This window comes from Veillonella sp. ACP1, assembly GCF_000286635.1.
Classification (GTDB): Bacteria; Bacillota; Negativicutes; order Veillonellales; family Veillonellaceae; genus Veillonella; species Veillonella atypica.
Map to the genome: position 1 here is coordinate 1 of NZ_ALKL01000008.1, position 22,238 is coordinate 22,238.

The 22,238-nt window shown below is 37.9% G+C and carries 19 protein-coding genes, 3 tRNA genes and 1 pseudogene; 20 read left to right on the top strand and 3 right to left on the bottom strand.

The features are described from left to right. The first annotated feature begins 3 nt into the window (after nucleotides 1-3). The 3 genes from HMPREF1151_RS02590 (at nucleotide 4) to HMPREF1151_RS02600 (ending at nucleotide 238) form a co-directional block, all read left to right on the top strand. Nucleotides 4-79 (top strand) — tRNA-Asn (locus tag HMPREF1151_RS02590). 5 nt (nucleotides 80-84) lie between these two features. Then, nucleotides 85-159 (top strand) — tRNA-Glu (locus HMPREF1151_RS02595). A gap of 3 nt (nucleotides 160-162) precedes the next feature. Continuing rightward, a tRNA-Val gene (locus tag HMPREF1151_RS02600) sits at nucleotides 163-238 on the top strand. A gap of 126 nt (nucleotides 239-364) precedes the next feature. Here HMPREF1151_RS02600 and HMPREF1151_RS02605 read toward each other — a convergent pair. Further along, on the bottom strand, nucleotides 365-688 hold the full coding sequence (locus tag HMPREF1151_RS02605; RefSeq protein WP_009660963.1) for a YnfA family protein: 324 nt from the start codon (nucleotides 686-688) through the stop codon (nucleotides 365-367). Nucleotides 689-811: 123 nt separating this feature from the next. Then, nucleotides 812-1,711 carry a LysR family transcriptional regulator gene (locus tag HMPREF1151_RS02610; protein ID WP_005377113.1) on the bottom strand — a complete coding sequence of 300 codons (900 nt, stop codon included), beginning with the start codon at nucleotides 1,709-1,711 and terminating at the stop codon, nucleotides 812-814. A 332-nt stretch (nucleotides 1,712-2,043) separates the two neighbouring features. On the opposite strand from HMPREF1151_RS02610, the gene rpsD reads away from it, so the two are divergent. The 8 genes from rpsD to HMPREF1151_RS02640 all read left to right on the top strand — a co-directional run bounded on the left by rpsD (nucleotide 2,044) and on the right by HMPREF1151_RS02640 (nucleotide 13,151). Next, on the top strand, nucleotides 2,044-2,631 hold the full coding sequence (gene rpsD, locus HMPREF1151_RS02615) for a 30S ribosomal protein S4 (RefSeq protein ID WP_005377187.1): 588 nt from the start codon (nucleotides 2,044-2,046) through the stop codon (nucleotides 2,629-2,631). 215 nt (nucleotides 2,632-2,846) lie between these two features. Beyond that, nucleotides 2,847-4,544 carry a ShlB/FhaC/HecB family hemolysin secretion/activation protein gene (locus HMPREF1151_RS02620; protein WP_009660964.1) on the top strand — a complete coding sequence of 566 codons (1,698 nt, stop codon included), beginning with the start codon at nucleotides 2,847-2,849 and terminating at the stop codon, nucleotides 4,542-4,544. Nucleotides 4,545-4,604: 60 nt separating this feature from the next. After that, nucleotides 4,605-7,076, top strand: a complete 2,472-nt coding sequence (locus tag HMPREF1151_RS09895; RefSeq protein ID WP_009660970.1) for a filamentous hemagglutinin N-terminal domain-containing protein — start codon at nucleotides 4,605-4,607, stop codon at nucleotides 7,074-7,076. Nucleotides 7,077-7,103: 27 nt separating this feature from the next. Beyond that, complete coding sequence (locus HMPREF1151_RS09900) at nucleotides 7,104-7,487, top strand: hypothetical protein (RefSeq protein WP_009660967.1); 384 nt, start codon at nucleotides 7,104-7,106, stop codon at nucleotides 7,485-7,487. Nucleotides 7,488-7,556: 69 nt separating this feature from the next. Then, complete coding sequence (locus HMPREF1151_RS09905; protein ID WP_009660965.1) at nucleotides 7,557-11,651, top strand: hemagglutinin repeat-containing protein; 4,095 nt, start codon at nucleotides 7,557-7,559, stop codon at nucleotides 11,649-11,651. Continuing rightward, nucleotides 11,638-12,030 (top strand): hypothetical protein, encoded by a 393-nt coding sequence (locus tag HMPREF1151_RS02630; RefSeq protein ID WP_232198003.1) that lies wholly within the window; start codon nucleotides 11,638-11,640, stop codon nucleotides 12,028-12,030. The genes HMPREF1151_RS09905 and HMPREF1151_RS02630 overlap by 14 nt, the downstream gene beginning before the upstream one ends. Before the next feature lie 243 nt (nucleotides 12,031-12,273). Next, a complete protein-coding gene (locus tag HMPREF1151_RS02635) occupies nucleotides 12,274-12,576 on the top strand; it encodes a hypothetical protein (RefSeq protein WP_009660966.1) in 303 nt (100 codons plus the stop codon). Then, entirely contained in the window at nucleotides 12,573-13,151 is a 579-nt protein-coding gene (locus HMPREF1151_RS02640) for a hypothetical protein (protein WP_009660961.1), read from the top strand. The genes HMPREF1151_RS02635 and HMPREF1151_RS02640 overlap by 4 nt, the downstream gene beginning before the upstream one ends. A gap of 701 nt (nucleotides 13,152-13,852) precedes the next feature. On the opposite strand, the pseudogene HMPREF1151_RS02645 reads toward HMPREF1151_RS02640, so the two are convergent. Beyond that, nucleotides 13,853-14,903: pseudogene (locus HMPREF1151_RS02645) on the bottom strand (IS30 family transposase). 291 nt (nucleotides 14,904-15,194) lie between these two features. On the opposite strand from HMPREF1151_RS02645, the gene rplM reads away from it, so the two are divergent. The 9 genes from rplM to HMPREF1151_RS02690 all read left to right on the top strand — a co-directional run bounded on the left by rplM (nucleotide 15,195) and on the right by HMPREF1151_RS02690 (nucleotide 22,206). Continuing rightward, on the top strand, nucleotides 15,195-15,635 hold the full coding sequence (gene rplM / locus HMPREF1151_RS02650; protein WP_005381375.1) for a 50S ribosomal protein L13: 441 nt from the start codon (nucleotides 15,195-15,197) through the stop codon (nucleotides 15,633-15,635). A gap of 20 nt (nucleotides 15,636-15,655) precedes the next feature. Then, nucleotides 15,656-16,048, top strand: a complete 393-nt coding sequence (gene rpsI / locus HMPREF1151_RS02655; protein WP_005377846.1) for a 30S ribosomal protein S9 — start codon at nucleotides 15,656-15,658, stop codon at nucleotides 16,046-16,048. A 261-nt stretch (nucleotides 16,049-16,309) separates the two neighbouring features. After that, nucleotides 16,310-17,845, top strand: a complete 1,536-nt coding sequence (locus tag HMPREF1151_RS02660) for a glycine betaine ABC transporter substrate-binding protein (RefSeq protein WP_005377858.1) — start codon at nucleotides 16,310-16,312, stop codon at nucleotides 17,843-17,845. 134 nt (nucleotides 17,846-17,979) lie between these two features. Continuing rightward, the gene (locus HMPREF1151_RS02665) at nucleotides 17,980-18,771 is read left to right on the top strand and encodes an enoyl-CoA hydratase (RefSeq protein ID WP_005377852.1); all 792 of its coding nucleotides are present in this window, start codon (nucleotides 17,980-17,982) and stop codon (nucleotides 18,769-18,771) included. A gap of 169 nt (nucleotides 18,772-18,940) precedes the next feature. Then, the gene (gene pgl / locus HMPREF1151_RS02670) at nucleotides 18,941-19,696 is read left to right on the top strand and encodes a 6-phosphogluconolactonase (RefSeq protein ID WP_009660969.1); all 756 of its coding nucleotides are present in this window, start codon (nucleotides 18,941-18,943) and stop codon (nucleotides 19,694-19,696) included. Nucleotides 19,697-19,732: 36 nt separating this feature from the next. Beyond that, the gene (locus HMPREF1151_RS02675; RefSeq protein WP_005377864.1) at nucleotides 19,733-19,975 is read left to right on the top strand and encodes a twin-arginine translocase TatA/TatE family subunit; all 243 of its coding nucleotides are present in this window, start codon (nucleotides 19,733-19,735) and stop codon (nucleotides 19,973-19,975) included. Between the two features lie 11 nt (nucleotides 19,976-19,986). Then, nucleotides 19,987-20,295, top strand: coding sequence for a heavy-metal-associated domain-containing protein (locus tag HMPREF1151_RS02680; protein ID WP_005377855.1), 309 nt, complete (start codon nucleotides 19,987-19,989; stop codon nucleotides 20,293-20,295). Between the two features lie 67 nt (nucleotides 20,296-20,362). Then, nucleotides 20,363-20,806: a cupin domain-containing protein gene (locus HMPREF1151_RS02685; protein WP_005377848.1), complete on the top strand. Its 444-nt coding sequence runs from the start codon at nucleotides 20,363-20,365 to the stop codon at nucleotides 20,804-20,806. Further along, a complete protein-coding gene (locus tag HMPREF1151_RS02690; protein ID WP_009660962.1) occupies nucleotides 20,803-22,206 on the top strand; it encodes a DASS family sodium-coupled anion symporter in 1,404 nt (467 codons plus the stop codon). Before HMPREF1151_RS02685 ends, HMPREF1151_RS02690 begins: the two co-directional genes overlap by 4 nt. The last annotated feature ends 32 nt before the right edge of the window (nucleotides 22,207-22,238 follow it).

A 22,238-nucleotide genomic window follows, 5' to 3' on the forward strand; every position in this document is an offset into this window, starting at 1 on the left:
TGTTCCTCGATAGCTCAGTCGGTAGAGCAATCGGCTGTTAACCGATCGGTCGTAGGTTCGAGTCCTACTCGGGGAGCCAATATTGGCCCGTTGGTCAAGCGGTTAAGACACCGCCCTTTCACGGCGGTATCCCGGGTTCGATTCCCGGACGGGTCACCACATGGACGATTAGCTCAGCTGGGAGAGCGCCTGCCTTACAAGCAGGATGTCGGCAGTTCGATCCTGTCATCGTCCACCAAGCTAAAGCAGTTATCTTCGGATAACTGCTTTTTTGTGTTATAAATTCAGATGTGTGCAGTACAAATACAAAAAGCGACACTATGTGTCGCTTTCAGTATGGTTGTTATAAATCTTGTATATTGATTTATCTCGGTGCATACATGATGATATATACACCTACAAGGCAAACTAGACCGCCGATAATATCATACATGTCGGGGCGCAATCCATCGACGAGCCAGCCCCATAGAATGGAGAGTGCAATAAATACGCCGCCGTATGCAGCATAGACCTTGCCGAAGCTGGACTCTGGTTGAAATGTAGGAATTATACCGTACAAGATTAAGATAATGGCGCCTGCTAGTAGATATAGAGGACTTTTATCATCGCGCATGTAGAGCCAGACGAGATATCCGCCGCCAATTTCAGCGATACCGGCTAATAAAAAATAGAATATAGATAATAACATATATACCTCACAATGATTATAAATCTCATATTAGTGTATCATGGTTGTTGTACCCTGTCAGTAGTAGATTATTGAGTTTGAAAACAATAAAAATCCCTCGCTATTAAAACGAGGGATTGAGTATTATAATCTCGCAGGGGATTCCTGATGGACATAGTCCATAAATGTATGCATCGTTTCAGTTTTAGAATTATTTTTCTTGTATGCGAAACATACTTGTAACTTAAATGGTTTTTCTAATGGTAAATAGCCAGTAGTGATGTTGAGGGCGTCGAGAATTTGACGCGCTACGATGCAACCAGATTCATTCTTGCCACAATAATCGATCATTGTGTACGGATTCGATAAGCGGCTACCACGGATGTGTAGATTTTGTTGACCATTACCTACATAAGCTTTTAATGTACGGTACATAAAATATTTAGGTGGATACATTAAAAGTGGGAATTGTTGAATTGATTTTAACGTAGCTTCTTTAACTTGATCAATCAATTTTGGCGCATAATATACAAATTCATCTTCCCGTAGCGCTTTTGATTCATATAAGGACATGTCCTTATTATTTGGTAAATAGAGAAGGGCAATGTCGATACGATTTTCTCGTAAATCGAGCAATAGCTCTTCTTCTTCCATATCGTAAATAGATACAGAGAATTCAGGATGGTTTTCAAAGAAATGCGATACATATCCGTTGAGGCGAATGTCGCCGAGGCTACGAAGAACGCCGATATTTAGGATAGGGCGTTCAACTTTGCTAGCTAAACGGATGGATTGTATGGCTCTCTCCAATGTGTCCAATACGAGTTCTGCTTCAGGCAGGAATAGTTCACCTTCTGGCGTCAAACGACTACCGCGGGTGGAGCGAGAAATTAATTTAACGCCTACAAGTCGTTCTAATTTTTTCATTTGCGCACTGAAAGCAGATTGGGTGATATTCATCGTTTGTGCTGCTAGTGTAAAGCTACCTGTTTTATTATATGTAATAAAACTTTGTAGCTCTTGCATGGTTGGTAATTCTTTCATTTCGGTACTCCGATTATAATAAAAACCTCACATTACTACTTATTACCTATATTAATTGTATTGTAGCATACTATAAGTATTTTTTCATCTAAATCTATAAAAGGCGATGAATTAATTAGAATAGATATAGAGCGGTTCTTTTATAAGAAATTTCGTTTCTAATGCTATGATAGGTGAGTAAAAATAATGATAAATAGTATGGCGAAAGATCTGCTTTGCACATGCTATTTATAGGTAGAACTAATTGACATAGGGGCATAAGAAGTGATATTATTACTAAGTACCTTTATGTCGTGGTACAAGTATATATTAATTTATGAGGTGATAATCACATGGCAACGAGAAGAGAGGCTCGATTCAAACTTTGTCGTCGCTTTGGTGTGAACGTATTCGGTCACGCAAAAGCCTTGAATCGCGTCAAAAAAGACCAACGTCAGAAAAAAATGTCTGAGTATGGCACACAATTATTAGAAAAACAAAAAGTTAAAGCTTACTACAACTTGCTAGAACGCCAGTTCGTACGCTATTATGATAAAGCGAAAAAAATGCAAGGTGTTACAGGTCAAAACATGTTAATCCTTTTGGAACAACGTCTTGATAACCTTGTATATCGCATCGGCTTCGGTAATTCCATTCGTCAAGCTCGTCAAATGGTAAACCATGGCCACATTTTGGTAAATGGTCGTCGTGTAGACATTCCATCCTACTCCTGTAAACCAGGTGACGTTATTGAACTTCGTGAAGCTTCCCGCGACAACGAAATGTTCAAAACTAATTTCCAAGAACTTCGTTCTTTCGAACTTCCTTACATTGAAAAAGACTTGGAAGGCTTCAAAGCTACTTTTACTCGTCTTCCTCAACGTGAAGAACTTCCTATCGAAGTTAACGAAACACTTATCGTCGAATTGTACTCGAAATAAGACATACAGTTCTACAAATATAGAAAGCACAGTGCTTATGCGTATAGGCACTGTGCTTTTTGCTTTTTTATTTAATTAGCAAAATGATGAAATTGAAATGTTCAAATAAAACAAAACTATTTATAAAAAAACTTTAATCATGTTATTCTGTTGATAGAAAAAATTATGATTTAATCATGATTAGTGTTGTTAGAGTATGTATTTAGGAGAGTTTTGTGAAGATAAAACGCTTAGTTCTTCTTAGCCTAGGTGTATTGGGTGCATCTATGCCTTTTGGGGCATATGCAGTGAATCCGATTATGCCTATGGCACAGCAAGAACAATTACAAGAAGACCGAGAAGTTCAACAGGAACGGAATCTTCGCTTAGATGCTGAGCGCGTAGAAAGTGTTGTTAGTGAATCGGCGCCTATAGACGTACCTTCAAATCAGAATGGTGCATCTTTTTTTATTCATCATATTCAGTTAGAGGGTGTACCTAAGGAATTTGCTTTCTTACATAAGATTGCACGTAAAAATGAGCAAAGCACAGTAACAGTAGCAGATATTACTAATATACGTAATTCCCTTCAACGTAAGTTATTAGATAGAGGTTTCGTTACCTCTCAGGTATATATTCCTGAACAAAATGTAAATTCTGGCACGTTGCAGTTTATGGTTCTACCGGGACGAGTGGAAGATATTCGATATAGTGAGTCTTCGGTTCATGGTCCTTGGCGAACGGCTTTCTCTGTGAGACCTGGAGATATCCTTAATATCCGAGATGTAGAACAAGGCTTGGAGCAGATGAAACGTGTATCATCTCAATCGGTAACAATGAAGTTACTTCCAGGTACAGCTGTTGGTACTTCTATTATTGAGTTATCGATTAAACAAGAGAAACCAGTACACGGATCAATTAGTATCGATAATAGTGGTCTTGAATCAACAGGTGTATATCAAGGTAGCTTTACTGCATCGTTAGACCAAGCTTTTAGAGCTAATGATACGTTAACCATGTCATTGTCAGGTGATGTAAGCGGTGCAGGCAGTATAAAAGGAACTCGCGCAGCCAGTCTTAATTATGTGATACCACATGGTAAAGATACGTTCAGTGTTAGTTTTTCTAAATCAAGATATCATCAAACTATTCAATCTAATCCTTATGATTTCACATATAGTGGTAAGTCCACTACTATGAAGGCGAAATGGAATCATGTTTTGTCGCGTACACAACGTGAAAAACGTGCATTTGATATTTCTATTAGCACACGTCATAATCATCGCTTTATCAATGATATGGAACTACCTGTGCAAGCATTACGTACCACTTCAATGGAGCTTGGTGTTTCCAATCGTACATATATTGGAAATGCTACATTATACTCTCGTTTAGGATTCCAGTGGGGGATAGGCGCACTTGGCGCACAACCTGAGCATAAGGCATCTGTTGCTATGGGCGGGCCAACCTCTAGATATCATATGTGGCTTGTTGATGTAGATTATCGTAAACCATTTGTTATGGGCCATCGACCGGCATCATTTACCTCTTCATTCCATGGACAATGGGTACAAGGCGGTAAGAGAGTATATAGTGTAGATACTATCAATATTGGTAACCGATATAGTGTTTATGGCTTTGATGGTGAATATACACTTATGGGCGATAGTGGCTGGTATATACGTAATGAAGTATCCTCAGTTATTCCGCGGCTTAATACGGAAGTATATTTTGGCATTGATGTAGGAGCTGTATATGGTAAAAGTACAGAATCGTTAGTTGGAAAAAGTATTGCTGGTACAGCATTAGGTATACGTGGTAACTATGCATCAGGGCTCATGGTCGATGCATTTGTAAGTACCCCTTTATATAAACCGCAAGGATATCATACGAAGAAGTTTTATAGCGGATTTACTATAGGGTACAGATTCTAATCTCAATATGATTATGACTATATATGTGTTGAGCTAGTATTTACATAATTGGAGAGTTGTATGTGTAAAACAAATCAAGAACGACGTACGCTGGGACGAAAGATATTGTCTTGGCTCACTTTTGGCGTAGTAGTAGCATCTCAATCGATGGTGTTGGCAGCTCCTATTATGCCTGATAATAATGCTGCTATTACTGAACGGCCATTAGTTCAGGAAACAGCTAATCACATTCCATTAGTTAATATTACGGCACCTACTAATGGTGGAGTTTCTATGAATAAATATGACCAATTTAATGTTGAAAAACAGGGTGCTATTCTAAATAACTCATATGTAACGAGTAAAACAGAACTTGCTGGTTATGTGCAAGGTAATAGTAACATGGTGAATGGTACTGCAAAGGTCATCGTAAACCAAGTTACATCAGATGCACCAACATCTATGAGTGGCTATTTAGAAGTGGCGGGGCAAAAAGCCTCCGTTGTGGTGGCTAATCCTAACGGCATTACCGTTAATGGAGGGGGCTTCCTTAATACAAATCATGCTGTGTTAACTACCGGTAAACCAGAATTAGATGGTGCTGGACAGTTACAAAATTACCGCGTAGAACAAGGAAATATCTCTATTGAAGGTAAAGGCCTTGATGGGAAGCGTGCAGATTCTGTGTCTATCTTGGCACGAACTATTGATGTAAATGCAGGTGTTTGGGCAAATACACTTAATACTCGTACAGGACAAAATCACATTGATGCTAACAACTTAAAGGCTACAGCTTTAGAGGCTTCAACTGTGGAAACAAAACCAACGATTGGTTTGGATGTGGCGGCAGTAGGTGGGATGTACGCGAATCATATTACTATGGTTGGCACTGAAGCTGGTGTAGGTGTTAATCTTAATGGTGTAGTGGCAGGCACTCAGTCTGTTTCAGTAGATGCTAATGGTCATCTATCTGTTAATGGTACACTTCAATCTGATACAAGTCTCGTGGCTAAAGCAAACTCTATACAGAATACAAAAATAATTGCCTCTGGTGGAGAGTTAGTATTAGAAACAAAAGAACTAATAAATACAGGGCATATTACATCTGTTAATAATGGACATATTCAGGTAGAAGAATCCTTAACTAACAAAAATACAATTGCAGCTGGTGCTAACACGCAAGGCGCTGTTACAAGTAAGGGTTCCTTGTCTGTTGTGGCAGGTACCGTTCGTAATACTGATGCAGTGATTGTATCTGGTGGTACTACGACAATTAACAGTAAAGAGCTACATAATACAGAGAATGGTCGTATTTATGGTGGAAAAGTAGCGATACAAACGAAGGTACTCGAAAACCGTAAGAATGTAGCGTTAGAATCCAAATTAGATGCGGCTATGGCAGATATGAAAGCAGCAGAAGATAAGCTTGAAGCAGCTTATGCTGTAGATACTACAGCTTTTACATCAAAAGCTGAACAAGATAACTATTTGAACCGAATCAAAGAACTATCTAAAGTATATGATGAAAAACTAAAAGCTGTTAAGTTAGTACAAGAGGAATTATCTGCTCATAAAGGGAGTACTATTGCAGGTCGAGAAGATGTAACTATTGAAGCGGACTCTATTTTGAATAGAGAAAAATCTCTTATATATAGTGGTAGTACTATGACGTTAGATGGCCACGATACTTTGCACAATATCGGTGGTACTATTGATGGAATGGGTAATGGTGTTATTCGAAGCAAAGACTATCAAAATAAGAACTCTTCTTTTACAGCAAAACGTGTTAGTCCTGAAATTGAAAAAGGTCTTTCTGGTGCAAGTAATGACACTATGCTTACAGCACAAGAAGATCAAATCTTGATTACAGACAAAGATCATAGCGAGCGAGGTCAAACCTTTAAAAAGTCTGAATTTAGTTCATTAAACAGTGGCTATGGTGCTTATCATAGTCATAGTAGTAAGGCACCAATGCCTATATACGAGGCTGCAGAATATGTTACTGTAGAACAGATTACACCAGAAGAGCAAGCGGCTGGTGAAGCGCCCATTCCAGCAGAATATATTGGTACACAAATACCATCATATGCCTATAATGACCCTATTTTTAATGAGTTTGGCATTACATCTATGACGACAGAGCGCCCTCAAACAGCAGGTCCTGAACAAGAGGCGTGGGATGCACAGTTTAAGCCTATTTTGGCATCATTAAATGATAAAATCAAAGCGCATAATGAAAAGGCTAAACTATATAACCAACAGATTTCTGGTGTGGCTAATGAAAAAATAGACGATTATACTATAATTCGAACTAAGACTATGACTTCTCATGAAGAAGTAAAAAGTAGTACACCAGGTGTTGTGCGCTTTGGTGGAGATATGTCATTCACCGGAACTGGTACTAATGAAAATAGTCAAATGGTTGTAGGTGGTACGTTAGCTACTACTGGAGCAATTAATCAAGTTGCAAAGGAAAATCAAGAAGTAATAAATACTTTTGGGACTACTGAAGTAACCTATAGATATAAGCGTAAATTTCCTCATAAATCTTGACGTAGAGGTTATAAGGGTCAAGTGTTTATGACACCACAAGTGAATAAAGAAAACCCAATAGCACTTGGGGTTGCTAAGAAAGAAGATAAAAATGGTAAGGCTAAAGGTGATGTTGGTGCTAATCACCGTAAAGAGGTACAAGACTTTTTAAATCCATTTGCCCAAGATAGCAGTAATGATGTCTCTAAACCAACTGCGGGAACTAATATTTTGTCATTACCTACAGAATCTTTGTATACAATACATCCTGAAATCACTGCTAACTATGTAGTTGAAACAGATCCACAATTCACAAATAGAAAAGCCTTTTTATCATCTGATTATATGTATAAAGAGATGAAGACAAAGCCTGAGAATATTGAAAAACGACTAGGCGATGGCTTGTATGAGCAGACCTTAGTTAGAAATTAGATTGTCTCTGGTACAGGGTATAGATTCCTTGATGGGTATACAGATGATGAAAGTCAATTTAAAGCTTTAATGGATGCCGGTATTGTATACGCTAAACAACATGGTATTGCTCCAGGTGTAGCACTGACGGCAGAACAAGCAGCTAGTCTCACTAGTGATATGGTCTGGCTTGTAAAAGATGTTGTTATGGTAGAGGGTAAGCCTGTTGAGGTAATCTATCCTAAAGTATATCTTAAACAAAGCAATGGTTTGCAGTTACATACTGATGGAACCTTAATGAGTGCTAATACATTAGTTATGAATGCAAAGGATAGTATCCGTAATGAAGGTGTGATTCAAGGTAAAACAGTCATTCTTGCATCTAATCAAGATATTATTAATAGCGGTCATATTAATGCAGACAAAGTTGGTTTGCAATCGGATAGAACTATTTACCAACAAGGTCAAATTGTTGGCCGTGATGCTGTAGAACTACAAGCAAAAAAGGATATTACCTTTAACAATTCTATTGCGCATTTAACAAACCAAGATGTAATACATAAAACAGCTGGTATTGCTGTAACTGGTGATACAGGCGTTATGATTGTATCTGCTGGCAATGATGTAAACTTAGGTGGTGCGACTATCGAAGCGTTAGGCAAAGATGGTGCTATCACTATTACAGCTGGACGTGATATTAATATTACTACAGACACTCTTACAGCTAAAAAAGATATGACTCAAGATGGGGATAATTATTTACGAACCTATCGTCAAACTGAACTGGGAACGACAATAGAAGCTGGTGGAGATATATCTATTGGGGCTAAACATGATGTTAAGGCTCGTAATTTGACCGTTAGCAGTGACTCTGGGGCGGTAAAAGTAATTGGTGAACATGACGTATCCATTGAAAATGGGTATAGTGAATCTAAGGATGCTTTTGCGTTATCCTATAAAGAAAAAGGGTTCCTGAATAAAAAAGAAACTAAAATCAAGACTAATGATGAATCTAAACATGTATTAATGAGCACCATTAGTGGTCATACTGTAGTGGTGGGTGCTAATAACGATGTGACACTTACATCCTCTAATGTGGTGAGTACTGCAGGAACATCTGTATTAGCTGGTCATAATGTAACAACTGATGCCGCAGCAGAGCATACGCTAAGTATCGCATCTAAAGATGTAAAAAAATCTGGTATTATGGGTGCTGGCATGGGTATCATGATTGGTAAAAAACAATCTAAAGATAACTACTCTATCGATGAAACTACTCATAAAGCCACTACTTTAGGATCTACTAATGGTGAGGTTACTGTACAAGCTGGTGATACGGTTCACTTGACTACTACAGATATTATAGCGGATAAAGGAATTAGACTTAGTGGACAAGATATAGTGTTAGATGGCAAGGAAGATCATTACCTTTCTAAAGAAAGTCACGAATATAAATCTTCTGGCCTTACGGTTAGTCTTGGCGGTTCTGTAGCAAGTGCTATTAATACGGCCTATGGATTACAACAAAAAGCTAAAGGTCGTGAAGATAAACGTTTGGCTGCACTAGAATATATGGAAGCAGGTAAAGAGCTTAAAACAGCAGCTACTAATCTATATGATTATTCTAACTATACCGCTGGCAATATTTATAAAGAAGGTCGTCAAACCATTCGAGATGGAGTTGCTTTAAAGGAATCTGCTAAATTTGATCTCTATAAAGCAACAGGGATTGGTAGTACTAATTTGAGTGATGTATCAAAAGAACAGTTAAAGGAAACTGCAAAATTAAAAGATACAAAGGGAAATGCATTAGTACAAAAAGGTAAGACCCAGTTAGCTGATTTAGAAAATGACAAAGCTGGATATAAAGCTAAGAAACGTGCTAAAGCAGATAATCTTGTAAATATTCGTGTAAGCATTGGTTCTAGTAGTAGTCGAAGTGAATCCTCTTATGAAGCAAATACGTTTGATGGGGGATTTATTGAAAGTAATGGAGATATTATCATTGAGGCTAATAGTGCAGACTCTATCAAGGGTAATATTAAAGCTGTTGGTGAAACAATTTCAGGTAAAACAGTCAAATTAGTAGCTTCTAATGATGTATCTTTACAAGCGGCAACAAATACAAGTGAAAAGCTTGAAAATGCTAAGAGTAAAGGCTGGTCTGTTGGGGCTAATATTAGTGTTGCTGGAGGTGGTATACTAGGTTTTGATGCAAGTGCTAATGCTGCAAAACAAAAGAGTAATACAAAGGAAGCAACACATACTGGTACTACTGTTGTAGGTTCGGATGCTGTTACTATTACCTCTGGAAAGGACACCCATATCAGTGGTTCTAAGGTAATTGGTAAATCTGTAACAGCCGACGTAGGTGGAAATCTTTCTATTGAAAGCTTACAAGATACAAAGACATATGTAGGTGAAAGCTCTAATAAAGGGTTTAGTGTATCTACAAATGCGGGTTCTCTAAGTAATGTATCTATGAGTTCAAGCAAAGGTAAAATGAAAAGTGATTATGCAAGTGTTACCGATCAAGCGGGTATATATGCAGGTGATGGTGGATTTGTAATTAACACGGCTGCAACAACATCATTAACAGGGGCCGTTATAGATAGTACAGCAGACACTAATAAAAATAAATTATCCACTAAATCATTGGATGTTAAAGGTGTTGAAAATACGGCAGAATATACGTCTCGTAATGTAGGTATGAGTTATAATCACGTAGGTAATTTTAAGAACCTTAGTAAAGCAGGAAAAGATGCTGTGTGGAATACATTAGGCAGATTACCTAATCTGTTACCAGATTCTAGTAAATCTAGTTCTTCCACTACAAAATCTGCTATTTCAAATGGTACAATAGAAGTACGAGACGCTAACTTTAATATGCAAACACTGTCTCGAGATACAAAAGATAGCTTGAATAAGCTTGATGAAATCTTCGATAAAAAGAAAATTGAAGAACGTCAAGAATTATCTAAATTATTTGCAAAAGAAGCTTTTGGTCAATTACATAATTGGAATCCAACCTCTAAAGAAGGTAAAGCTGCAAAAGCAATAGCCCATGGTGTAGTCGCTGAAGTATCTGCTCGTATGGCAGGAAATAAACCGGGTAGTGGTTTTTATGCTGGTGCTACTAATGAAGCATTAATTGGAGAAATTCAAAAAATTGCAAAAGAGAAGCCTGATGTAGCTCAATCCTTAAGTGCTTTACTAGGCGCTGCCGTAAATGGTAGCTTAGGCTATTCACCTGTAACGGGTGCAGCTGAAGCACAATATGGGACTAAATGGAATGCTAACCAGGTTGAGCCTAATATGAAACATATATTAAATGATATTGAATCAACGGGTGTATATGTAAATAGTCAAGGAGAAAAAATATACATATCTAAACTATATAAAGATGCTTCGATTGTTGAATATGTGGTAATAACAACTACAAATGAAAAGGGGGAGGAAATAACCTCTGTACTTGATAAAGATTATAACTTTGTAGACGTTGATATTAAGGGTGGAACGTTAGATTTATTTAAGTCTGATTATGATTTAAGAAAGCGGAATAAAGTAGATATAACTTTATATAATGATTATAAAACGGGAAAAGATAGATTAAATGATTTTAATCCGACCACATCTGTTTTGACAGTTAAAGTTAAGGAAGACGTTGGTAATTTAAAATATACTCCTAATTTTTATATGAAGAAAGAAGATCGGCCTTTAGAGGTAGGTTCAAAAGTTATAGAAAGTTATATGAATTCAAATTTTTGGTCGATGTCTGCAGAACATTATGGATCTATAGGTGTCCAAAATTTATTTAAGAAGATGACACCGGGATATGTTAGAAGTGGCACTCGTGCAATTATTAATTCTGGTTCAAGAGCTATTGGTGGATATGCTTCAGGTGCAGCATTGCTTGTAGCGGCAAAAATAGATAATGAGATGACTTTTAAAGGTCATCCAGATTTAATTGCTAAGGCAAATATGTTAGATGAAACTGCTTATGGATTAGGAGTGGTAACAAGCTTAAGCGCGGCAGGCGCCACAGCTGGAACGTTAGGGTCGGGTGCGCCATTATCTTATACTGCTAGTGTAGGAGTTAATGTATCCTATGGCATTTTTGTTGAGTATCAGAAATATAAATTGTTGAAGGAGAAAGAAGAAAGAGATAAGCATGTGGGGATATAAAGGATTATTTTTATGTTGGTTTATTATAACTTTATGTATTTATACAAAGATATATATATTAGCTTGGACGAATAATGTGGGCTATAAAGAGATGTCTTTAAATATGCGCTTTCCAAAGCTATTTAAAACATTTATTGTCATTTCTTATTTTTATGTTGGGCTATTAGGATATGTATTTTGGTTTATAGATGATTTTATGATGATCATGAGTAGTACGATTTTGGGTGTAATTTTAATTTACTTATCAGGGATGATTATTACAATACAAAAAAAATCTTCTCCACAATATCATAATGGTAAAAAATTAGCTCGATATATGTTGCTATATCCTGCTATCGCAATAGTTCTATATTTGTGGCTTAAGTATAATGGGTTTTAATATGATATGTTGGAATAATAGTTAAAGTAAACTAAATTATTTGCAAAAGAAGCCTTTGGTCAATTACATAATTAGAGTTCAACCTATAAAGAAGGTAAAACAGCAAAAGCGATAGCTCATGGTGTAGTCGCTGAAGTATCTGCTCGTATAGCAGGGAATAAAGCTGGTAGTGGTTTTTATGCTGGTGCTACAAATGAAGATTTTATTGGAGAAATTCAAAAAATTGTAAAAGAGAAATCTGATGTGGCTCAAACATTAAGTGCACTACTAGGTGCCGCTGTAAATGGTAGCCTAGGCCGTTCACCAGTGATAGGTACAGCTGAGGCACAATATGGCACTAAATGGGATGCATCAGGTGTTATTAGAATCAATAGTGAACTTGTGCTTGATGAATATATAAATATTATTGTACCAGTAGAATTAAATGGAACAGATCAAAACCAAGCATATATACGGTGTAGAAATTTTGGTAATCAATATCAGGCGTATGGTTTTTTGCCGAGGAGGTCGCCGTTATTCAATTTGCAGAAAAAGGGGCATAGTTGAGAGAGCAAGAGCTAATAATTAATTCTGATAGAGGTTATTCGAATATTGATGAATGGATTGGATTAGTTAAGCTTTTAGTTCCTATATTGACTAGAAGTGATAATGAAGGGATAGAAGTAGATGCTGATGCTAATAATGTGAGCCCTTTTTCTCCAGTATCAAGTGTTATAAATAATGCGCCTAAAAACTTTGCTACAGGTACTTTAACTTATGTAGGTGAAAATGCTTTTGGTAAAACTGTAGAGAAAGCATATTTATCTGTATCTAAACCGATGAATAATAATATTAGAGTCCGAGATGCTAAGATGCTTGGAGGCCTTGGTGGCAAAGCTTATAATGTAGGCATGTTTGGAAATTCATTTAATGAAAATAATGAGCGTTATAATTTAACTACAGAAAAGGTTGTCTCTACAACATTAGATAGCGTAAATTTGTCACATGATTTAGAATTAATCAAAACTAAGCCCAAAATAAAAGCTAGTAAAAATAAGTTGGTTAATATGGCTAAGATTATTACTTTTAAGTTGAGTAAAGCTGGAATAAAAGGTACTGCGATTGATAGATTGGTTGGATAAAATAGATAAACAGGCTGAAGAGGTAGAAAAAGAAGGTAGAGAGAAAGCTAGAAAGTATTGGTCGTTTTAATTAAAGAGGTACTTTGGTAGAATATGTTTTTATTAACATATATTGAAAATATATCATTTAGTCATCTTATAATGATGATATCTCTAATTATTTTTCTTATATATTTTCTTATAAAAGTATTATTGGAAATCTTAAAAAAATGGCTTTGTAACTTATACAATAGGTCGGGATTATGCTTGGTATAATTGGTTGAGCCTTGTTAATACCTTGTTTTCGTTAGCATTCATAGTATCATCTTACTTTATTGGCTCCGTTGATTTCTTTCAGTTTACTATATCGGAACGTATACTCTTAGGTATTGTACTATTAGATGTATTATTATCATTTAATATACATAATCACTTATTAGAATATCGAGCATATAATCTTAAAGAGATTAAACGAATAGAATATACTACACAAAGAAAACATTATGTTAGGCAAGCATCTTATTTGATAATTATATGGTTGTTGAGCATATTAGTCTTTAATATTGATTTATGGCTTTTTTGATTTAGTATTGTATCTATTATATCGGCTTGTTACAGGAACATTGTTTGGTACTTAATTTTGAGCATTTAGATTTTTCAATTAAATGAAAGTAAATCGAAAATTGCAATAACAAGTTGAACATTACCAGCTAAATAGTCCATCAGGTTGCACAAGAATAAATCCTGTCCAGTTCGGCCTCGAAGAGTTCATCCGGTGTTCGGTATCCGAGAAGCTTCCGCGGCAACCCATTACACCAGAGTTCGACCTGAGCTATCTGCTCATCGGAATAGCTGTCGATTCGTTTTCCTTTCGGAATAAACCTGCGAATTAATCCGTTATGGCGCTCCACAGATCCTTTCTCGCAGGATGTGTAGGGATGGGCAAAATAGACCAGTGTTTTACTCAGAGTCTCTAAATCAGACAGTGTCGAAAACTCGGAACCGTTGTCTATGGTGATTGTCTTAAAGATATCATTCCAGTGTTCCTCAAACTGAGAACGAACTGTTGACAAAGCATTCATGACGCCGTTCGGATCACGACCAGGGATGCGAATCATCCAGTACTCCCTGGTCTTTCGCTCAATCATGGTCAGTAGGGCATCATCGTTATTATTTTTTGAGCCGATAACAAGATCTGCTTCCCAATGTCCAAACTCCTTACGGTCATTTACAGATGTCGGCGTTCCTCAATGCTCCGACCTAGAATTCGCTTGTTTTTATGAACCTGTGTTTTTTTAGGTGACCTGCGAAGTTTTCCGGAAAATCGATGTTCTTGATTCCAAGAAGTCCGAGATCAATGTAACTATAAAGTGTTTTTGTACAGACAATTTGATATCTGGTGAATAATTCATTTTCCAAGGCACGTCCTACACAAGCATCAAGTGACCATCCTTCTTCGAAGAACTTCTGCTCTACAAAAGAGATGAAGTTAGATTTCTCGAAAAAGTCATAGTGCCGGCAGCATGACTGGCGATTTCGCTTATAAGCATTTTGACCGGCAGTGGCTTTGTAACGAAGGATATTTCCTTTGTATAGTGACACAGTTCCGCGCTTGATTTCATTTCGAACGGTGTTCGGTGCACAGCCAATTTCCTTGGCAATCCTGTTAGGACTCCATCCATCTTTGAGTCGAGTCTGAATCAAAACACGGCACTCAAATGTAAGATGTTGTCCTTTTCTGTGCTCATTTGCGGTATAATGTAAGTGGTCCATAGGGTTTTTCTCCTTGTGAATGAAGTTTAGGCACTTACATTCTACCAAAGGAAGAGAGCCGTATGGACTTTTTGTGTTACTTGTTCAACTTGATTTTACAATCAGCGAAATGAAAGTAAATATAAAATCTATCTTTTACAAAGGTAAAAATCATAATAACTTTTAATTGACACAACCCCATAAAATCTGTATACTATTTTGAGTAAGCTTTAGTCGTGTTTCCATTAGCCCCGGAAGCAAAGGACAAGCTGATTTTGGTAGAATTATGACGTTATTAGGAGGATATGCAGCATGAAAACTACATTTATGGCCAATCCGAACACAATCGAACGGAAATGGTATGTTGTTGACGCTGAAGGTAAAACTTTAGGACGCCTTGCTGCCGAAGTTGCAAAAGTTCTTCGGGGCAAAAATAAACCAACTTTCACACCACACGTAGACACTGGTGACCATGTGATCGTTGTAAACGCAGAAAAAATTCGCGTAACTGGTAAAAAATTGGAACAAAAGGAATACTTCCGTCACTCTGGTTACCCAGGTGGTTCCCGCTTCACTAAATTGTCCATGATGCTTGAAAAACAACCTGAACGTGTTGTTGAAATGGCAGTTCGTGGTATGCTTCCAAAAAACAAATTGGGTGCACAACAATACCGTAAATTAAACGTATACGCTGGTCCTGAGCATCCACATGCAGCTCAAAAACCAGAAGTATTAGAAATTTCCGTACGATAATCTAGAGGGAGGAACATATAATGGCAGTAGCACAATATTACGGCACTGGTCGTAGAAAATCTTCCGTTGCTAGAGTTCGTCTGGTACCGGGCACAGGTAAAATCACTGTTAACAAACGTGAACTTAATGAATATTTCGGTCGCCAAACTTTGGAATTGATCGTAAAACAACCTTTGAACTTGACTAACACAGTTGAACAATACGATGTAATCGCAACTGTAGCTGGTGGCGGTCCTTCCGGTCAAGCTGGTGCAATTCGTCACGGCATTTCCCGTGCGTTATTGGACGTAGATGGCGAACTTCGTCAATCTTTGAAAAAAGCTGGCTTCTTGACTCGTGACCCACGTATGAAAGAACGTAAAAAATACGGTCTTAAAAAAGCCCGCAAAGCAAGCCAATTCTCCAAACGTTAATATTTGGAATACAGGTTATTACACCTGCAGACAATGTCTGCAGGTGTTTTTTGTTGCTTAGATTATGGTGACACTAATAATTATCTGTTATGATGATAGTAATGATAAAAGAAAGCGTATCTTGGATAATATGAAATCTGAGTATTATAAATGATAGGAGATATTGTTATGGAATTAATGAATGCTATTCAATTGACAGGTCCCAGTAACTGTATTTCATGATATGTTACATAATATATTTACCTGTGTATAGGGGGCTGTATGATACAAAATATATATCATTTACTAGTGGAGAATTGGAGCTTTTTCTCAGGTCTATTATGGGAACATGTCGTCATAGCTTTGCTTTCCAGTATAATTGCCATTATTTTAGGATTGGTTGCGGGTATTTTACTTAACGAGTATCGTCGAGCAGTTAATCCGACCATGATGGTTATTAATTTCTTGTATACTATACCATCCATATCCATGCTGGGATTTTTGATTCCCTTTTCAGGAATTGGTAATGCAACGGCAGTGATTGCTCTTGTGATATATGCATTATTGCCGATGGTGAGAAATACATATACTGGGTTAAGCAGTATTGATAAGGAAATGATTGAAGCGGCTACATCGCTGGGGTTATCTCATGTACAACGTTTACGATATATTGAATTGCCTTTAGCCTTTCCGGTAATCATGGTCGGTATACGAAATATGCTAGTTATGACTATAGCGCTTACTGGGGTAGCATCATTTATTGGTGCCGGAGGTCTTGGTGTAGCTATTTATCGAGGTATTACTACAAATAATACGACTATGACTGTAGCCGGCAGTTTACTAATTGCTTTTTTAGCATTGATTATGGATGGTGTATTAGGCTTTTTTGAGAAAATCATACTATATAGAGGGCATTGCAAACGTACTTTTAAACGTATTGGTATTGTAGCCTCAATTGTGATAATTAGTGGTATTGGTGTGTTTATGTGGCCGTCGCAACAATCTGACGTAATTCATGTAGCTACAAAACCGATGACAGAACAGTTGATTTTGGGCGATATGCTTAAACTTCTTATTGAACAAGATACAGATTTAACTGTTGAAGTAACAGCCGGAGTAGGCGGAGGAACCTCCAATATTCAACCGGCCATGGAGTCCGGTCAATTCGATATCTATCCTGAATATACTGGTACCGGTTGGAATGCAGTACTAAAACGAGACACGCAATATAGTGAAAATTTATTTGATGAATTACAGCGCGCTTACGAGGATACATATCAATTTAAATGGGTCGGTATGTATGGTTTCAATAATACATATGGAATGGCTGTACGTAAGGATATTGCTAACAAATATAATTTAAAAACATATTCAGACTTAGCGAGGGTTTCGTCACAATTGATTTTAGGTGGGGAATATGATTTTTTCGGGCGCCAAGATGGGTATTCGGGATTACAGCGAGTATACGGCATGGACTTTAAAGATACGAAGGATATGGATATAGGTTTGAAATATCAGGCTATTGAAAGCGGACATGTGGATGCTATGCCTATATTTACTACTGACGGTCAGTTGAGCCATGCGTCTATTGTTGTTCTTGAGGATGATAAACATTTATATCCGTCGTATGTTTGTGGCAATGTCGTCAGAATAGATGTGTTAAAGAAGCATCCTGAGCTAGAATCGGTATTGCTGAAATTGACAAATACGATTACGGATCAGGATATGTCATATATGAACTATGAAGTGGAATCGGAAGGACAGAAACCTCATGATGTTGCTGAGCGATACTTACGCATAAAAGGTTTGTTATACTAACGTGGGTTGATAGCGGGTACATAGTATTGTATTGTGATTATAAGATTACGTTTACATCTATAATTAATTCCCCTATAATAGATATATAATAATCGAACTTTTTCGAAAATAGATTTTCATATAGGAGAACTCATATGATTTATAATACAATTCAATACGTAGTGGATAACGGTATTGGTACGTTGACATTTAATCGTCCTAAAGTGGCGAATGGTTTTAATATCGAAATGTGCAAGGAAATCCTTGAGGTTTTAGATAAAGCACATCATGATGAAAGTGTTCGTGCATTGCTGATCAATGCTGAAGGCAAGGTATTCTCTGCTGGCGGCGATTTAACTGAAATGGAACGGGCTGTAAATGATGGTGATACAGAGTCTTTATTTGAAATCGTTGAGCTAGTAGCTCAAATTTCTATGGCTATGAAACGCTTACCTAAACCGGTTATCATGAGCCTTCAAGGTGCTGCAGCAGGTGCTGCGTTCAACATGGCGTTAGCAGCGGACTTTGTGGTTGCAGCTAACAATGTACGCTTTATTCAAGCCTTCGTAAACGTAGGCCTTGCACCTGATGCAGGTGGTTTGTTCTTGTTAACTCGTTCCATTGGTATGAATCGTGCTATGCATATCGTTATGACTGGTGAAGCGGTTTCCGCTGAAAAAGGTAAAGAACTTGGTTTTGTATATAAAGTTTGTGAACCAGAGGATTTAGAGACTGCTACAAGACGCTTAGTTGAAAAATTAGCAAAAGGCCCTGCAAAATCGTACCGCGTTATGAAGGAAATGATGTGGAGAAGCTTCTTAGCAGGCTGGGAAGAATATAAGACATTTGAAGTAGAAAACCAATGTGAATTAGGTCTTTCTGAAGATTTCAAAGAAGGTGTTCTTGCCTTTACAGAACGCCGTCGCCCTAAATTTGGCCAAAAGTAAGACTGTTTTGTAATAAGATGTGCTAAATCGTCTGTAAATTAGAACTACATACTCATATCATTAGAACCGATGTAGCTCAGATAGTGTGTTACATCGGTTTTTCCTTTTCATACATTGACAAAACGTATATAATAGAACTATTAAGATAGTTTTAGGAGGTCCATATTTTATGGCTCAAGATACAATTAAATGTTATGATACTCCTAGTGATGTGGTCGCTGCATTGGCGGAGGATTTTATTGCTTTCACCAATGAAGAAATCAGCCGCACCGAAACATGCATTGTAGGTATCACTGGAGGCACAGTCATCAATGGTTTGTTAGAGACATTGAACTCTGCTGAGTACATTGAGCGTGTTAACTGGGAACGGATATTTTTTGTCTGGACTGATGAGCGATTTTTGCCTCAGTCTCATGAAGATAATTATTTCAACCGTGTAAAACCATATCTGCTTTGTAAGGCGAAGGGGGCGGCCCATTTCTTTCCTATTAACACCAATTCGAAAACTGTTATAGAGGCAGCTGACGAGTATGAGAAAGAAATAGGCAATGTTCTTAAAGCTTGTAAAAAATCTGGCCTGGATTTAGCTATTCTAGATCTTGGAGAAGATGGCCATACAGCAGGTCTATTTGCGGGTTCTCATGCGTTGCGAGTGGCGGATCGAAATGTTGTAGCAGTTGAGGATGGTAAGGTGTGGGAGCGCATTTCCATGACCTTCTCGTTTTTGGCGAAAACAGATGTCCTTTGGTTTACTGTAACTGGTGAAAGCAAACGGACAGCCCTTACAAAGGTCTTGTACCAACGTGAGGATTATGAAGATACATCATGGGATAAACGTATCGGTCGTGTATTGCCGGGTGCAGTGCTTTCACAAGAACCTATGACATGGTATGTGGACAAAGATGCGTATAATGATGTACACTGATGGATGTAGTATTAAGTAAATATAAAGGAGATACAAATGGGGTCTATAGGAACACCTGAATTAATAGTTATTTTAGTGATTGCTCTAGTTATCTTCGGACCTGGTAAATTACCTGAAGTGGGTAAAGCGATTGGTAAGGGAATCAACGAATTTAAAGATGCTCTTTCCGGCCCAAAGAAAGCTGTCGATGAAACAAAGGAAGCCGTTAAATCTGCTACCACTATCGATGTGACAGCTGGGGCTAAAAATGATGAAAAACATAAGGAAGCTAATGATTAGGAGGTATTATTATGTGCAAAGATTGCGGTTGTGGTGAAGATAATGGCGTTGTAACAAAGGTATTCACTGTACCTGGTATGATGTGTAATAATTGTAAGGAAACAGTAGAAGGTGCTACATTAGGCCTAGAAGGCGTACTTAGCTCCGAAGTTGATTTGCCAAATAAAACGGCTACTGTATCTTTTGATCCAGCAAAGGTATCTGTTGAAACGATTACAACAGCTATTGAACGAACTGGATTTGATGTAGAGTCCGTGGTTGATGGTGTTCGTGAACATAGCCATGGTTTACTAGGTACGATTAAACGTCTCTTTAAATAATCGAATTCATAGAGCTGTATTGAAACATCGTTTCGATACAGCCCTTTTTGTATTGTGAGGTGATGAGATGATACGCAAGTTTGATTCGGAAAATTTTAAATGGGATGGCGTTGATACCTTGGTGTATAAACAAGATGGTAGTCCTTTTAAGGATGTAACACGACAAGTGCTATATGATGGGGCTTATGACATTCCCTGCCAATTCCGTTATTTTGAATGTTTGCCCGGGGGCTACTCTACGTTAGAGTATCATGAGCATACACATATGGTTATGATTGGCCGTGGTAAGGGGCAGCTTTTACTAGGTGATGAAATTTATGATGTAGCACAAGGGGACTTTATTGAAATCCCAGGTAATACAATTCATCAATTTAGAGCTAATAAGGGCGACTATATAGGATTTTTCTGCCTTGTTAATAAAGACCGAGATAAGGTTAAATTATTGACTGATGAACAAATGGAGACATTGCGTCAAAAACCTAAGATTAAGGAATTTTTGGAGGGACTATGAGTACATGGACACGAGCGGCCTTAACCGTTTTGATTGGCCTGATTATTTGGTTTTTGCCTCATACAGAGGCGATTAAGCCTGAAGGTTGGCATTTGTTGGCTATCTTTACGGCTACGATTGTTGGTTTTATTTTACGCCCTTGGCCGACGGGCATTATGGCACTCTTTGGCATTGTTGCTGCTGTGGCAACGAGCTCTATTACGCTGGTGCAAGCTTTGGGTGGCTATGCAGAGGCTAATGTGTGGCTTATCGTAGCAGCCGTATTCTTTTCTAGAGGTATTATTAATTCCGGCCTCGGTAAGCGCATTGCATACACATTAATTCGTGCCTTTGGTACAAGTTCTCTGAAATTAGCCTATGCCTTAGCTTGTACGGATTTGATTATCTCTCCAGCCACGCCATCTAATACGGCGCGTGGGGGCGGTATCATTTTTCCAATCGTCCAAAATATTTCCCTTGCCTTTGACTCTGAGCCTCATGGCAATACAGCACGTCGCATAGGGGCGTACTTGATGACGACGGCCCACACCATCAATACAATTACAGTAACAATCTTTTTAACTGCTTGTAGCGGTAACCTATTGATCACATCCTTAGGTGCAAAACTATTTGGTTATGATATTTCTTGGTGGGAATGGTTCCAAGCAGGTGTCATCCCTGGTGTGATTTGTATGATTTTGATGCCATGGTTTATCTATAAAATCTATCCGCCAGAAATCAAAGAAACACCAGAAGCGGCTGAGATGGCACAAAAGGAATTAAATGCACTTGGGCCAATTACGAAATCTGAAATTTCTGTGGCTATTATCTTTATCCTGTGTATTTTGCTTTGGGCTACGGCGATTTGGACAAAGTTACATCCTACAGTAGTTGCTATGATGGGTGTTCTTGCTTGTGTTGTAACTGGCTCCCTTACATGGGAAGACATATTAGGTGAACGCACCGGTTGGGATATCCTCATTTGGATGGGAACCCTCGTTGGTATGGCTGGCCTGCTTGGTAAACTTGGTGTAGTGGCTGTGTTTGCTAATTTTGTAAGTCAACATCTCGTAGGTATCGATTGGTTCTGGGCATCTTTTATCATCTCTGCAACCTTCGTATACTCTCAATACTTCTTTGCTAGTGGTACGGCGCGTATTACCGCATTATTCTCCGCCTTTGCAGCCATTTTGGTTGCCATGGGTGCGCCGATTCCATTTACCATCTTGCTATTTGGTTTGATGAATAGCCCTGGCTGTACATTAACGCATTATAGCTCTGGTGTAACACCAATCTTCTTTGGTGCAGGCTATGTACCTCAAGGCACATGGTGGCGCGTAGGTCTTGCTATTTCTGTAGTAAGTTTTATGATTCACTTCTGGGCTGGTACATTTGGTATGTGGCTGTTCGGTATTTTATAATATATAAATCCCTCGCTACGGCGGGGGATTTT

Coding starts and splice junctions, on each gene's coding strand:
- HMPREF1151_RS09895 (WP_009660970.1), top strand. CDS start 4,605: ATGTGTAAAACAAATCAAGAACGACGTACGCTGGGACGAAAGATATTG.
- HMPREF1151_RS02630 (WP_232198003.1), top strand. CDS start 11,638: ATGTGGGGATATAAAGGATTATTTTTATGTTGGTTTATTATAACTTTA.
- HMPREF1151_RS02610 (WP_005377113.1), bottom strand. CDS start 1,711: ATGAAAGAATTACCAACCATGCAAGAGCTACAAAGTTTTATTACATAT.
- HMPREF1151_RS09905 (WP_009660965.1), top strand. CDS start 7,557: ATGGATGCCGGTATTGTATACGCTAAACAACATGGTATTGCTCCAGGT.
- HMPREF1151_RS02660 (WP_005377858.1), top strand. CDS start 16,310: ATGATACAAAATATATATCATTTACTAGTGGAGAATTGGAGCTTTTTC.
- HMPREF1151_RS02685 (WP_005377848.1), top strand. CDS start 20,363: ATGATACGCAAGTTTGATTCGGAAAATTTTAAATGGGATGGCGTTGAT.
- HMPREF1151_RS09900 (WP_009660967.1), top strand. CDS start 7,104: ATGACACCACAAGTGAATAAAGAAAACCCAATAGCACTTGGGGTTGCT.
- HMPREF1151_RS02605 (WP_009660963.1), bottom strand. CDS start 688: ATGTTATTATCTATATTCTATTTTTTATTAGCCGGTATCGCTGAAATT.
- rpsI (WP_005377846.1), top strand. CDS start 15,656: ATGGCAGTAGCACAATATTACGGCACTGGTCGTAGAAAATCTTCCGTT.
- HMPREF1151_RS02680 (WP_005377855.1), top strand. CDS start 19,987: ATGTGCAAAGATTGCGGTTGTGGTGAAGATAATGGCGTTGTAACAAAG.
- pgl (WP_009660969.1), top strand. CDS start 18,941: ATGGCTCAAGATACAATTAAATGTTATGATACTCCTAGTGATGTGGTC.
- HMPREF1151_RS02690 (WP_009660962.1), top strand. CDS start 20,803: ATGAGTACATGGACACGAGCGGCCTTAACCGTTTTGATTGGCCTGATT.
- HMPREF1151_RS02675 (WP_005377864.1), top strand. CDS start 19,733: ATGGGGTCTATAGGAACACCTGAATTAATAGTTATTTTAGTGATTGCT.
- rpsD (WP_005377187.1), top strand. CDS start 2,044: ATGGCAACGAGAAGAGAGGCTCGATTCAAACTTTGTCGTCGCTTTGGT.
- HMPREF1151_RS02665 (WP_005377852.1), top strand. CDS start 17,980: ATGATTTATAATACAATTCAATACGTAGTGGATAACGGTATTGGTACG.
- rplM (WP_005381375.1), top strand. CDS start 15,195: ATGAAAACTACATTTATGGCCAATCCGAACACAATCGAACGGAAATGG.